The sequence below is a fragment of the Paenibacillus sp. Root52 genome (assembly GCF_001426865.1).
Classification (GTDB): Bacteria; Bacillota; Bacilli; order Paenibacillales; family Paenibacillaceae; genus Paenibacillus.
The window spans coordinates 18,953-32,559 of the sequence record NZ_LMFO01000005.1 but is presented as its reverse complement, the minus strand read 5'-3'; the positions used below and the strand labels follow the sequence as shown (position 1 = coordinate 32,559).

Here is a 13,607-nt window from a genome sequence, read left to right as displayed (position 1 = left end):
GGAAGCATTTTCCTTATTTTACACTCATACTTTATTGAAGACCATCCCTATAAGGTATAAACGGTGTCATAGATTGCTATAAAGGATATAAAACAGGTATGATAGTTGATGGATTATCTTATCGTAATCAGTGGATGAATACTACGATAGCAAAAGAACCAAGGGGGAACTTGTTCATGATTAATCGTCGAAAAAAATCAATAGCTGCATCGCTGATCATGGCGTTACTGCTCATTGTTATCAGTGGTTGCGGTCGCCCTTCCAATAGTGCGACGCCAGCTCCGGTAGAGCCTGAAGGCCCTAATCCTGTCGCTACCATTGAGATGGAAGACGGGCAAAAAATTGTTATTGAGCTATACCCGGACGTTGCTCCAAATACGGTGAATAACTTTATTTCACTCGCGAACAAAGGATTCTATGACGGTACGATCTTTCACCGCGTTATTCCAGGCTTCATGATCCAAGGTGGCGACCCAGACGGTAACGGTACAGGTGGCCCAGGTTATAGCATCAAAGGTGAATTCAATTCTAATGGTCATAAAAACACCCTGTTGCACACACGTGGAGTGATCTCTATGGCACGGAGCAACGCATTGGATTCAGCGGGATCACAATTTTTCATTATGTTGGCAGATGCTGAGCATCTGGATAACGCCTACGCTTCGTTCGGTAAAGTGACAGAAGGTATGGAAGTTGTTGACGCGATTGCAGCTCAGGAACGAGATGAGGATGACAAACCTCTTTCCAACCAAGTGATGAAAAAAGTAACGGTGGACACCCACGGGCTGGAGTATCCAGAACCGGTGAAGATGCCTTAATTCCATCGAATAGGGCGTCATCTCAGCGTCGAATATGGAATTCAGCCGAAATAAGTGGATGCTTACGAGTTTTTTCCTTCGGAAGTGTTCAGCCATACACAAACAAAAGCTCTGCCCTATGCGAAATCGCAAGGCAGAGCTTTAACTATTGGTAGCGCTTGCATAAATAGTATTATAAAAGGCACTCATCTCTTGCGCTGCTTCATTCAAAGAAGCCCACCTAACAATCGCAACCAACCGATGATGGCAATCCACAGTGGGCAGCTAAAGGCAATGCCCCATGCAAGCCCTTTCAATAAACTCCGATTCATTTCCACGAACAACGACTCCTTTCATTAGGGGGATAGTCGCAGTATCGGTATTATCATATGAATTGATACCCATTTTCATTCGTCACAAGAGTACTCATTTCCTGCTTTTCTTCCGCATATTCATGGATTGGGGCTTAGTAACCTGATATACTATGACTACTGATTGATATAGGGAACCTGATTCACCGCACGAAAGGAGATTTTATGATGGCAAAATCGAAAAAACACACACCTGCTCCCAAGGCAGCTCAGGATAAACCAACGACCTTGAAGGATCTGCTAAGCAGTGATGTGCTCGAGAAATTAAAGGCTCATGCGGATGAAGCCAAAGCCGCAGAAGCTGAGCGGAAAGAGCAAGAGCGCGTCAAGGCAGACGAAGCACGCAAGGCAGAGCAGAAGCGCCGTGATAATGATTTTGAATATTTGTTAAACAACAGCTCTCTCGACTGGAAGAAGCATAAATAAGTTGTTTTTATGTCGGTACAGGCCTAGAATCGCACAGCGGTTCTGGGTCTTTTTCAATTTCGAGGACTACTTATCGCATGTTCTTCTTCCCTTCAACGGTATAAGTTACCGAGTCCTTCTCCCCTTCTGATTCACCAGCTATGGGTCGGGTATGTAGAAATAGAGAAGATATTTACTATGCATATCTATTATAAACGGAGGGATCAGGATGACTGAACAACGTTTAGAAGGTAAAGTAGCTATTGTTACAGGAGGTGGATCAGGTATAGGTCAAGCGACTGCCATCCGGTTTGCCGAGCACGGCGCTAAAGTGTATTTACTGGATCGGACACCTGAGAATGCGGAAGAAACAAAAAACTCCATTGAAAATGTCGGTGGAGAGGCACACGTTATCGAATGTGATATATCCAAGCCAGACCAGGTACAGCAGGCAATCAATCAGGTTGCAGAAAGCGCTGGCCAACTGGATATCGTCTTTGCTAATGCAGGTATCAATGGTTCGATGGCGCCCATCGAAACGATGGAAATCGAAGACTGGGATCAGACCATGGAGATCAATATGCGTGGTACCTTTGCAACGATTAAATATGCGATCCCCCACATGAAGGAACGTGGCGGCAGTATGATCATCACAAGTTCAATCAATGGTAATCGTGTGTTCTCCAATATCGGATTTTCTGCATACGCTTCCAGTAAAGCAGGACAAACTGCGTTTACGAAGATGGCCGCACTCGAACTTGCACAATATAAAATCCGCGTAAATGCCGTCTGTCCGGGCGCAATCGATACCAATATTGACGATAATACCTATCCATCCGATGACCTCAAGGAAGTTCAGATTCCTGTCGAGTTCCCTGAAGGGCATGAGCATCCGTTGAAGGATGAGGCCGGTTCTTCTAAGCAGGTAGCCAACGTGGTGCTCTTCCTCGCTTCGGATGAGTCTTCCCATGTAACGGGTACACGCATCTATGTCGATGGTGCAGAATCCCTGTTACGCGGCTAATACGGATTTCTAATCCCAAATTTAATAATCCCGCTAGCGCCTGTGACAGGATGCTACGGGATTATACTATACATATACCATGATGCTTCTCAGAACGTCGTACCTCTATCTCTCTTCATCCGGCTTCTTACTCGCGCTGGAATGGCAAAGAATAAACCATACATCAGTGAGAACATCACCATAGCAAGAATCTCTTCTCCTAAAATATAGACAGGATAAGGCCCTAATAGATCAAGCACTGAGGCAGTATCAGGCTTGTGTCGAAGAAACATATAATTCGCATCAAGGATTACATCCATAATATATACAACGAATGCTGCCACATTAACGAATACCATGGAAGCCACAACAGATCGCCAGGTTGGACGAAGCTGTTCCACCCAAGTCATATAGAGTAGAGCAAGAATAATACAGGCATGTGCAGTAAAAAATTGAATAAAACGAAAATGCGGATAGGCATATCCCAAGTTCGGTGTCACAATCGCCATAAGGGCTCCCGCAATGCCAGCAAAGAGCAGCGAACTATGCAACAAGCGACTACGAGTTAACAATACAACCCCGGATAGCAGCAATGAAAGACTACACAGTTCAAGAGGCAACGAGGTTCGTAGGCTCCATACACCTCCATAGATGTACCAGGCCTGCAGCACAATCTCACAGCCGAACATGAACAGAGCCAGATAGATACGTATGTTCCGCCTTGTGCGATCCGACGTTGCTCTCAATTCGTTTCGAAACAGATATGTTAGTAAGAGTCCAACGGCAATACATGCCATGGCCCACAGATGTGGTTTGGAAAAAAAGACAAAAGGTTCAGCGTCAAACGGGTCAAACCATGAGGGAAATGCCATACGTCTCTCCTTTCACTCCCGAATAGACGAAGACATCCTGGGATATTCTTCATTCTGCCATCGTTCTATCCGATTGTCCATGTCTCTTTTCCAGTTTGTCAGGACTGACATCAAGCCTCATAACAGTGATTAACTTACCTGTTGCTTTGTTATTATCTTTATGTTAAGATAAATCCAAGAACAAAACAAACTAAAAGTTAGTAACTTAAAATTAGTTTTCATGAATAAAACAACAACTCTCATCTATAACACAGAGCATTGTATTACATCTACACTACTCAGGAGGAATTCATATGTTAATCAAAGGACTTCACCACGTATCGGCTTTAACTGCACGCGCTTCTAATAACTATCAATTCTATACCAATGTCTTGGGTCTTCGCCTTATCAAAAAGACGGTCAATCAAGACGACGTATCTGTATATCACCTCTTCTATGGCGATGAGAAAGGTAACCCTGGCACAGAGCTTACCTTCTTCGAGATTCCAATGGCTGGTGAGACACGCGAAGGCGTGAACAGCATCTCAGCAACATCCCTGCGTGTTCCGAGCGATGCAGCCCTTACGTACTGGCTACAACGTTTTGATGAGTATGAAGTACCTCACGGCGAAATTACGGAGCGGGGTGGTCGGTTGACCCTTTCCTTTACGGACTTCGAGAACCAGCGTTTGATTCTAGTCTCAGATGAACACAATTCAGGTGTCCCTGGAGGAAAACCGTGGGATCGAAGCCCTGTACCTGCTGAATACGGTATTATTGGTCTTGGTCCAATCCACCTGACGGTTCAAGATGCGTCGCTGACAACCCCTGTTCTTACGGATCTGCTTGGCTTCCGCTCAAAAGGTTCATACCCTGCTCTGGTCACAGGCCAGCCCGACATTCTGGTCTTTGAATCCGGTGACGGCGGAAGCGGTACTGAGGTGCATGTCGAAGAACGAAACGACTTACCAATTGAACGTCCTGGTCGCGGAAGCGTTCACCATGTTGCCTTCCGTGTAGACAACGAGGAAGAACTGAAGCAATGGGTAGACCGTGTAAGCAACTTCAAATTCCCGAACTCAGGTTTTGTAGACCGCTTCTACTTCCGTTCCCTGTATTTCCGAGAAGCCAATGGCATCCTGTTTGAACTTGCCACTGACGGCCCCGGCTTCGATACGGACGAAGAACTTGAGTTTCTCGGTGAATCTCTAGCCCTGCCACCATTCTTGGAGGGTCGCCGCAAAGAGATTGAAGCACAACTCAAACCACTTGATACCGTTATTCGTTAATCTGATGACGTAACCATGTTGAAGAAACGATTATCGTCTGTCTCCCCACACCAATACTATCATGTGGTGTGGGAGGCACGATAATCGTTTTTATTTGCATAATGGTTCATTTTCTTATTAATCCATCCCCCGGTGCAACTTTGAGCGATTTGAGCGTTGTATTATTATGGTCTATGATTCTGACTTCCTGCGAACCGCCGAGCACAGCCAACTCAAGATGCAGTTGAGGTTTGTTTTTAGACAGCACAAAATGAGGCTGTACCCTCTGGATTTTTTTCAGCCCCACTGTTTATGTCGTACAGTTCATTCATTTAGAATCTTCTATTGAACCTCATAATCACCTTTTAAATAGCTCTTAATCAAAGGACTCTTCATATCCATCTTCGTATTCTTCATTCGTATAGTGCACATTCACGGCCTTCCATTCGCCATCCTCATAGCCATAAGCGAACTTCAATTCACCGCCGTACACGGCAAAACCGTAGGCACCCGATACAGATACAACCAGTTGCCCGTTCTCCAAACCATAATAAATGACATCACCAAACAGAAGTTGATCATAGTATTGCAGCCCTTCTGTGTCTTCCTCTATCCGAATGGGATCACCCTTAACCCCATCAATGGACACGTCAATTGCCACCTGACCTGTCGTAACATTAATATTCGATTCCACATGCTGCTTCACAATATCTTCTAACGATTGCATCTTCATGACTTCGAACGTTTCAGGATGAATAATGTATGCCTGACCTAAATAAATTCCCGTTCCATGACCTTGCGTAAACATAACGACAATCTCTTTTTGCCCATCACCGTTCAGATCAATCTCATGTATTTCCGGTTTGTTGCTTCCACCCTCTGCTGTCCAATCACTGAACTCGCGAGTTTTACCGTTTGCTTCAAGCACTAAGCCTTTATATATATATCCAGAACCCTCTACTTGCATTGGGTATAATCGAATGGCATCATTTTCTGGAGCTACCGACACATATTCCTTGTTGCTTGGCGCAGATGCCTCCAGGTGGAGTGAATGTTCTTTTGTTGTTTCGATATCAGAAGCCACAACCGCTTCGGTCTGGCTGGATTGCTCATCTATGTTAAGCTGTTTTTGTTGTACATTGGTTGTTTTGGCAGCGGAAGTTGTACTAATTGTAGCTACCGCCAAAATAATCATCAGCAGGATACCTGTCCAAGTCGTTTTCAATATACTGGGCTCCTTCTTTTTTCATGGAATATGACTATTATACCGTCATTTATCGCCCAAGCGTTGCGTTTTTGTTAATGTTTAATAAAAATATCTTTACAAACTTTTCATTTTACGAAAGAACGTTCGGGTTTAACCAAAATAAGCAAAATTCTAGCGTTTCTTTTAGCAAATAAAGTAAAAAAGCACTCCAGACACAGCTCAAGGCTGCATCCGGAATGCTTTGGTCTTGTCCATCAAACGATCAGTTAACTGTCTCAGCTCTTCAGCAGAAGAGGAGATTTCCTCCATAATCGCCGTTTCTTCATGTGCAGCGCTCATAATCCGTTTGGCTTCATCCGAGAATGAACCTGCTTTACCTTGGATTTGCTTCACATGACCATGTGTCAATTCTACGCGTCCCGTCTGATCCGCGATTTTGAGGCCGATATCATGCGCACCTCTCATGAACACTTCCACAGATCCCGTTAATTCCTGCAACGTCTGATCTACATTAATCGTCCGCTGAGATTCATTCACCACAAGTCCATGCTGTTCGTGAATCAATTGAGCAGTGTCTCTGATCCGCTGCTGGACTCGGCTAATTAATTCATTAATCCGATGTACGGAATCTTTACTCTCGTCTGCGAGTTTACGAATCTGCTGTGCAACGACAGCGAATCCAGCGCCTTCTTCCCCTGCCCGTGCAGCCTCAATGGATGCATTAAGAGCAAGCAGCCCAGTTTCTTCTGCGATATTCTTAACGGATTGCGTAATTGCCTCAATATCCGAAGCTTCCTTTTCAAGCAGAAACATAATGTCACGAGAACGGTTATGCGATACAGCCAGCTCGTCCATCCCTTTCATCAGGGAAGAGAAAGTCTCCTTCGTATGCTCTACCGAACGTTCCATCTGACCGGACATTTCAGCCATGCCCATGGACTGATTCTGCATACGTTGAAAATCGCCAAGCATCTCGTCGGCAGTCACTAATGATTGCTGAGATGTTACTTTTTGCTCCTCTACGCCGACAGCAATATGATCTACCGCATCCGACATCATCTCTATTTGCTCAGCAGCCTGTGTAATGGCTTCACTTAGGGACTGGGCATTCTGGGATGTTGTCCGTGTACTATCCGCAATATCGTTCACAATGCCACGTAGATTCGTAACCATCGCCCGAAAAGCATCGTACAGAACTGTAAGCTCATCAGCGGCACGCCGTTGTGGAATTTCTGTAGTTAAGTCTCCAGATGAAACTTGCTGCGCTGCTTTGGCCAGACGTACAATCGGACGTGTCAGCCACCGTGATGCAAAATAACCGAGGATGCCGTTCCAGCATACCCCCATCACAAGAACGATTGATATGTATAACCAGCTTGGAATATTAAATGAGAACCAATCCTGTAAAAAAAATATAAAAAAGCCGCTAGTTCCATATGTAATAATTGAAATCAATACCAGACCTGCGACCGTCTTTGCGCCTAAAGTCCATTTCATATTCGCACCTCGTAGTCCTTTTTTCCTATTTTACCAATCGTTACCCAAAATACATGTGACATTCATCACTGAAAACGCTATTATGAATACCTTTCCATCCTTATAGTGCATAATTTATAAGATGAATGACTCCCCTTCAACTCGTGCACAAAACAGGTACATCCGTCCCTATCGCATGTTATAACCTTAAATCATCTCATGTTGGCTTCAACGTCGGGTAATATTTTTAATTTAAATTATTTATCGGAATTTAGGGTCAAATGATTTAGCTTGGCATCCATTTTGCTTAAATGATATACTGAGTGCGCTTTGGCTATGCCAGAGTTGACCTATTTTTGGATGCCACTGGAGGCGAACGAAATGTCCACAAGGACTGAGAAAGACTTTATCGGTGAAAAAGAAATTCCTGACTATGCGTACTACGGAATACAGACGGTACGGGCAGTAGAAAACTTCCCCATTACCGGCGTTCCCGTTCATCGCGAACTAATTACGGCTCTGGCTGCTGTTAAAAAAGCGGCGGCAGTCACGAATATGGAATTAAAAATGCTGCCACGCAAAATTGGCGATGTGATCGTCATGGCTGCTGAAGAAATGATGAAGGGTCATCATATTGATCATTTTATTGTAGACTCCATTCAAGGTGGTGCAGGCACCTCCATGAATATGAATATGAACGAAATTCTTGCCAATCGTGGACTGGAGCTGCTGTTGCAGAACAAAGGAGACTACTTCCACTGTAATCCCAACAATCATGTCAATATGTCCCAATCAACGAATGATGTCATTCCTACAGCCCTTCGCATCGCAGCATATCATCTGTCGGAAACCTTGCTGAAGACAATGCAACGGCTTCAGGATGCCTTCCGTAAGAAGGAGCAGGAATTCGACGATGTTGTCAAAGTAGGACGTACCCACCTTCAGGATGCGGTGCCGATTCGACTTGGACAAGAATTCGGTGCGTATGCTCGGGTGCTTGGTCGTGACATGGAACGTCTCGATTTTGCTAATCGTCGTCTATTGACCATCAACCTGGGTGCTACGGCTGTAGGTACAGGTCTGAATGCCAAGCCCGAATACATCGTTAAAGTTACAGAGCATCTGGCTGATATTACGGGATTGAAGCTGCAAACGGCAGAAGATCTCGTAGATGCAACTCAGAATACAGATGCTTACATGGAACTGTCCGCTGCGCTTAAAGTATGTGCAGTCAATCTCTCCAAAATTTGTAACGACATTCGTATGATGGCTTCTGGTCCGCGTGCAGGCTTCAACGAACTGCGTCTGCCACCGCGCCAACCAGGCTCATCCATTATGCCGGGTAAAGTGAATCCTGTCATGGCGGAAGTCATTAACCAGGTATCCTTCCAGGTGATGGGGAATGACCATACCATCTGCATGGCTTGCGAAGCAGGTCAATTCGAACTGAATGTCATGGGGCCTGTCATTGCCTTTAACTTGTTACAATCATTGAAAATCATGAATAATGGTATCGACGTATTTACCCGTTATGCTGTCGAAGAGATGGAAGCAAACCGGGAACGCTGTGAAATCATTATGAAACAGAGCTTCAGTGTCATCACAGCTCTCAACCCACACCTCGGTTATGATGTGGCAGCCTCAATTGTAAAAGAAGCATTGAAGACAGGTGCTTCTCTGCAAGAAATCATTCTGGAGCGAGGTCTATTGACCCCAGAAGAGCTTGAGGAAATTTTGCATCCAGAGCAGATGACAACACCAGGTATTGCTGGTGAGCGTTTCCTACTTAATATGGAGCAATAGTCCGTTTTTTGTTAAAATCGTCCAAACGATTCGCCATCTGGACAGAACACAACAAAATATAAAAATTAACAGCCCCCGTAGACCGGTATGTACTCGGTTAATGGGGGCTGTCTATTGTTATTGTGCGGTTCGATACCGAACCACTATAGTAATTCCGTTGCTTATTTATCCCCATCGCTTGCGCTCAAGCGAGGATAAGATCTGGAGCTCTTCCCTGTACTTCGCGACCGTTCTACGCGAGAGGATGATGCCTTCCTTTTGCAGCAATGTAGCTAAGGCACTGTCAGAGAACGGGCGTTCTGCACGTTCCGTGGCAATCAATGCTTTTAACCTCAACTTTACTGCCGATGCCGACATCTGTTCTCCCTGTGTTGTTGCAATGCCTGAAGTGAAGAAAGCCTTAAACTCAAATACGCCATGCGGCGTTTGAACATACTTCCCGTGGACGGCGCGACTTACTGTTGACTCATGCATGCCAATCTTGTCAGCAATGGCTGTCATGCTCAGTGACTTTAATCCAGACAGCCCCTCAGACATAAAGCGTTCCTGCTCCTCCAGTACCGCTGCCACCACGCGTATTAATGTCCCTCGCCGCAAATATACACTACGAATAATCGCTCTTGCTTCTGCTGTACGTGCCAGCCAAGACTCATCCGTAGAAGGATCTCTGAACCAATGAGCGTACTCTTCGTTAATAGATACTCGCGGGATACCTGCTGAGCACAGCCGAATACAAGTCACTCCGTTTCGAACAGCTACAGCCACATCCGGAATGATATAGTGCGGATATACCTTGGAGCCGATGGAGCGGCAAGGCTTAGGGTTCAAACTCGAAATATAATCATAAGCCTTCTGCGCTTGTTGAGAAGTGATTGCTAACCTTGTACCTGCTCGGCCTGGATGGAAGGGAACTAAGGCTTCCAGTCCTGCCTCCACCATCTGTTCCGCATAAGGAGCAGCAGATGGATCACGCTTTATCTGCAGAAGCAAGCACTCGCATAAACTACGGGCACCAACACCCGCCGGATCGAGCGATTGCAGCACATCCAGTCCTGCCATCGCCGTATCCATGGATATACCGAGTAGCGAAGTCACCTCAGTCAGATCAACCGTGAGATAACCCTCGTCATTGACACAACCAGCCAAATATAATGCAATTGCTCTCCGCCGCGCAGACAGTGCGAGTACACGAATCTGTGACGCCAACAACTGTTCAAGCGTAGGTTCAGCTCCTCTGACCTGTAGTAACGGATCATATGAAGAGCTTCCCCCACCTCGATTCAGCCGCGCAGGGAGGCGAGCTACTCGTGCTGTGGTTTCTTCAATCTCTAGAACGGGATTGTCTGATGCTGCATCCTGAAGATAACGAGCCAAATCCTGGCTGGACAACGTTAATACATGAATGGATTGTTTCATCTCTGGTGTGATGGACAGTCGTACACGCTGCTCCTGCACCAACTGCATTCCGAGCATCCGTCTCCCTCCTTAGTGGCAGTGTGAGAACTTATATCGAAGCACGAACACATACATGTTGAACACACATTGAGTACATATTGAGTACATATTGAGTACATATTTTGAGCACATCATAACACAACAATCTAAGGCGTGTGCTCTTAATTGAGCTTTAAGGCGATCCCTAATCCAGTTAGCGTCTGAAGACCAAATTTACGTATTTAATATTTCTCCGATACCAGCTTCGCTTGGGTAAATAGCAATAGGTAATCTCTTCCCCCTGCTTTGGAATCCGTACCCGACATATTAAATCCACCAAAAGGATGAGTGCCCACCAACGCGCCAGTACATTTCCGGTTAAAATACAAATTACCTGCAAAAAACTCCTGTCTAGCCTGCTGCAAATGCTCACGATTCCGTGAGATCACCGCACCGGTCAGGCCATAATCTGTATTGTTGGCAATCTCCAGAGCATCTTGGAAGTCCTCTGCCTTAATAAAAGCAAGCACGGGGCCAAAAATCTCTTCCTGCGCAATCCGAGCCTGTGGATCAACATCCGCAATAATGGTCGGTTCGATAAAGTAACCTTCTGCACTGCCTGTTCCTCCGCCCAGCACCAATCTTCCTTCGCTTTTACCTATTTCAATATATTCATTAATTTTGGCATACGCCTTGTCATCAATAACAGGGCCAACCTGGCTACCGACTTCAAGCGGACTTCCCATCGTCAACTGCTTCGTGCGCTCAATCACTTTTTGCAATACTTCATCATATACATCCTTATGAATAATGGCACGGGAACACGCAGAGCACTTCTGACCTGAGAAACCAAACGCAGATGCGGTAATCGATTCTGCTGCAAGCTCCAGATCGCTGTCGTTATCCACTACAATGGAGTCTTTGCCGCCCATCTCGGCAATAACCCGTTTAATCCACTTCTGACCTGGTGCCGTGCGAGCTGCACGCTCATTGATCCGTAGTCCAACATCCCTTGAACCTGTGAAGCTAATGAATCGAGTCAACGCATGATCCACCAGATAATCACCGACCTCACTACCTGGTCCTGGCAAATAATTGACCACTCCGTCTGGCAATCCCGTCTCAGCCAGCAACTCCATGAACTTCGCAGCTATTACTGGCGTCGTGCTAGCTGGCTTCAATACAACGGTGTTGCCCGCAACGAGTGCTGCTGATGTCATGCCTGCCATAATGGCGAGTGGGAAATTCCATGGTGGAATGACAATCCCTACGCCAAGCGGAATATAGGTTAACTCATTATCTTCTCCAGCAATTCGCGTCAGTGGCTGAGGCTGACTCAGCCGCTGCATATCACGCGCATAAAATTCCATAAAATCAATCGCTTCCGCTGTATCTGCATCTGCTTCTGGCCATGTCTTGCCTGACTCATATACAAGCCAAGCAGAGAATTCATGCTTCCGGCGACGCATGATCGCTGCCGCTTTGTACAACAATCGTGCGCGTTCATTCGGATCTGTATGCTTCCATGAACGGAATGTCTCTGCCGCAGTCTGGATCGCTTGCTCTGCCAGCTCCTGATCGGCTTGATATATCGTGCCAATGATCTGCTCTTTATTTGCAGGATTCACGGAGGTTAATGTGCGAGAGCTGGTTACCTTTTGCCCGCCTATGATCATAGAATATTGTTGTCCTAACTCCGATTCCACCTGACGAAGCGCATTCTCAAAAGCCTCTTGGTTGGCCGGGTTAGCAAAAGACGTAAAGGGTTCGTTCACAAAAGGGATATTCATAAATAATTCCTCCTTCAGGATGTGATATAGATTCGCTGGCTGGGTCTCATCCAATATATGTAGCAAGATCCGTGCCAACTCCGGTTAAGGCAGGAATATTTTTGTAACTTTTTTGGTGAAGTTAGATGCTTTCCATAATTCATTGGTGATGCATAGATCCACGCTGTAGATTGGCATGATTCTTGCTGGATATGTTGGTAACAGGAGCATGATTCATAAGGAGGATGCAGGATGAGTATTGGAACGGAGATGTACCGCAAAACGCTGTTAACTGTTGCAGGCAACAAAGCTGTAGAGAATTTATCTATTAAATATGGGAAAAGGCTCGCTGGGAAGTTTATTGCCGGTAATACATTAGAGGAAGCCCTTGAAGAGATCCGTATACTCAACAATAAAGGCATCATGGCGACCCTGGATCATCTTGGAGAAGGGATTACTCGTTTGAGCGAAGCAGCATTGTATCGGGATGAATATCTACGACTTGTCGACGGCATTGCTCGTCAGCAAGCGGATTCGAACGTATCACTCAAACCTACACAGATGGGGCTTGCCCTTGACCCCGAAGAAGGTTATCAGAATATTCGCGCAGTTGCTGCGCAGGCGAAATCACATGATCTTTTTGTGAGAATCGATATGGAAGACAGTCCGTTTACCCAAGCGACGCTGGATATCGTTCGCCGTCTGCATGGTGAAGGACTGGTGAACACAGGTACGGTGCTACAGGCGTATTTGCATCGAACAGTAGAAGACACACGGGATATGATTCGGGAAGGGATTCGGCTTCGGCTGGTCAAAGGCGCTTATAAAGAACCTGCTGCGGTGGCCTATCAAAATACCTCGGAAGTCATTGATCAGTTCAAATTGATGATTCGGCATCATCTCGACCAAGGTGTCTATACCGCAGTTGCATCACATGATGACCACATCATCTCATGGACGAAGCAATACGCGAAAGATCGAGGGATTTCGCCAGATGCGTTTGAATTTCAGATGTTGTACGGCTTACGCATGAGTGAGCAAGAGCGATTGGCGCAAGAGGGATATCGGATTCGCTGTTACGTTCCCTATGGCACGATGTGGTACCCCTACTATACTCGCCGACTGGCGGAAAAACCGGCTAACCTCTGGATGGTTGTCAAAAATATGTTCAGATAATATGTGTTTACTTTCATCTCATGCCAACCTGCATCGCTCAAGGTTGG

Annotated in this window: 11 protein-coding genes; 6 read left to right on the top strand and 5 right to left on the bottom strand. The window is 45.8% G+C overall.

Annotated features, from left to right (window positions below; all coding sequences use genetic code 11):
- The first annotated feature begins 176 nt into the window (after nt 1-176).
- From ASD24_RS07680 to ASD24_RS07670, 3 genes are all read left to right on the top strand, one after another.
- Nucleotides 177-818: a peptidylprolyl isomerase gene (locus tag ASD24_RS07680; protein WP_056693993.1), complete on the top strand. Its 642-nt coding sequence runs from the start codon at nt 177-179 to the stop codon at nt 816-818.
- Between the two features lie 518 nt (nt 819-1,336).
- Complete coding sequence (locus ASD24_RS07675) at nt 1,337-1,594, top strand: YqkE family protein (RefSeq protein WP_056693990.1); 258 nt, start codon at nt 1,337-1,339, stop codon at nt 1,592-1,594.
- Nucleotides 1,595-1,802: 208 nt separating this feature from the next.
- On the top strand, nt 1,803-2,597 hold the full coding sequence (locus tag ASD24_RS07670) for an SDR family oxidoreductase (protein ID WP_056693987.1): 795 nt from the start codon (nt 1,803-1,805) through the stop codon (nt 2,595-2,597).
- Between the two features lie 89 nt (nt 2,598-2,686).
- On the opposite strand, the gene ASD24_RS07665 is transcribed toward ASD24_RS07670, so the two are convergent.
- Nucleotides 2,687-3,448: a YwaF family protein gene (locus tag ASD24_RS07665; protein WP_056693984.1), complete on the bottom strand. Its 762-nt coding sequence runs from the start codon at nt 3,446-3,448 to the stop codon at nt 2,687-2,689.
- A gap of 293 nt (nt 3,449-3,741) precedes the next feature.
- Between ASD24_RS07665 and ASD24_RS07660 the strand changes: the two genes are divergently transcribed.
- Nucleotides 3,742-4,716 (top strand): ring-cleaving dioxygenase, encoded by a 975-nt coding sequence (locus tag ASD24_RS07660; protein WP_056693981.1) that lies wholly within the window; start codon nt 3,742-3,744, stop codon nt 4,714-4,716.
- A gap of 355 nt (nt 4,717-5,071) precedes the next feature.
- Here ASD24_RS07660 and ASD24_RS07655 read toward each other — a convergent pair whose 3' ends face one another.
- A complete protein-coding gene (locus ASD24_RS07655) occupies nt 5,072-5,920 on the bottom strand; it encodes a hypothetical protein (protein ID WP_056693978.1) in 849 nt (282 codons plus the stop codon).
- A gap of 201 nt (nt 5,921-6,121) precedes the next feature.
- On the bottom strand, nt 6,122-7,399 hold the full coding sequence (locus tag ASD24_RS07650; protein ID WP_056693976.1) for a methyl-accepting chemotaxis protein: 1,278 nt from the start codon (nt 7,397-7,399) through the stop codon (nt 6,122-6,124).
- A 360-nt stretch (nt 7,400-7,759) separates the two neighbouring features.
- On the opposite strand from ASD24_RS07650, the gene ASD24_RS07645 reads away from it, so the two are divergent.
- On the top strand, nt 7,760-9,181 hold the full coding sequence (locus ASD24_RS07645; RefSeq protein ID WP_235540455.1) for an aspartate ammonia-lyase: 1,422 nt from the start codon (nt 7,760-7,762) through the stop codon (nt 9,179-9,181).
- A gap of 165 nt (nt 9,182-9,346) precedes the next feature.
- On the opposite strand, the gene rpoN is transcribed toward ASD24_RS07645, so the two are convergent.
- Both rpoN and pruA read right to left on the bottom strand, forming a co-directional pair.
- A complete protein-coding gene (gene rpoN / locus ASD24_RS07640) occupies nt 9,347-10,654 on the bottom strand; it encodes an RNA polymerase factor sigma-54 (protein ID WP_056693973.1) in 1,308 nt (435 codons plus the stop codon).
- A 203-nt stretch (nt 10,655-10,857) separates the two neighbouring features.
- Nucleotides 10,858-12,405: an L-glutamate gamma-semialdehyde dehydrogenase gene (gene pruA, locus ASD24_RS07635; RefSeq protein ID WP_056693970.1), complete on the bottom strand. Its 1,548-nt coding sequence runs from the start codon at nt 12,403-12,405 to the stop codon at nt 10,858-10,860.
- A 231-nt stretch (nt 12,406-12,636) separates the two neighbouring features.
- Here pruA and ASD24_RS07630 point away from each other — a divergent pair, with 231 nt between their 5' ends.
- Complete coding sequence (locus tag ASD24_RS07630) at nt 12,637-13,560, top strand: proline dehydrogenase family protein (protein WP_056693967.1); 924 nt, start codon at nt 12,637-12,639, stop codon at nt 13,558-13,560.
- Nucleotides 13,561-13,607: the final 47 nt, after the last annotated feature.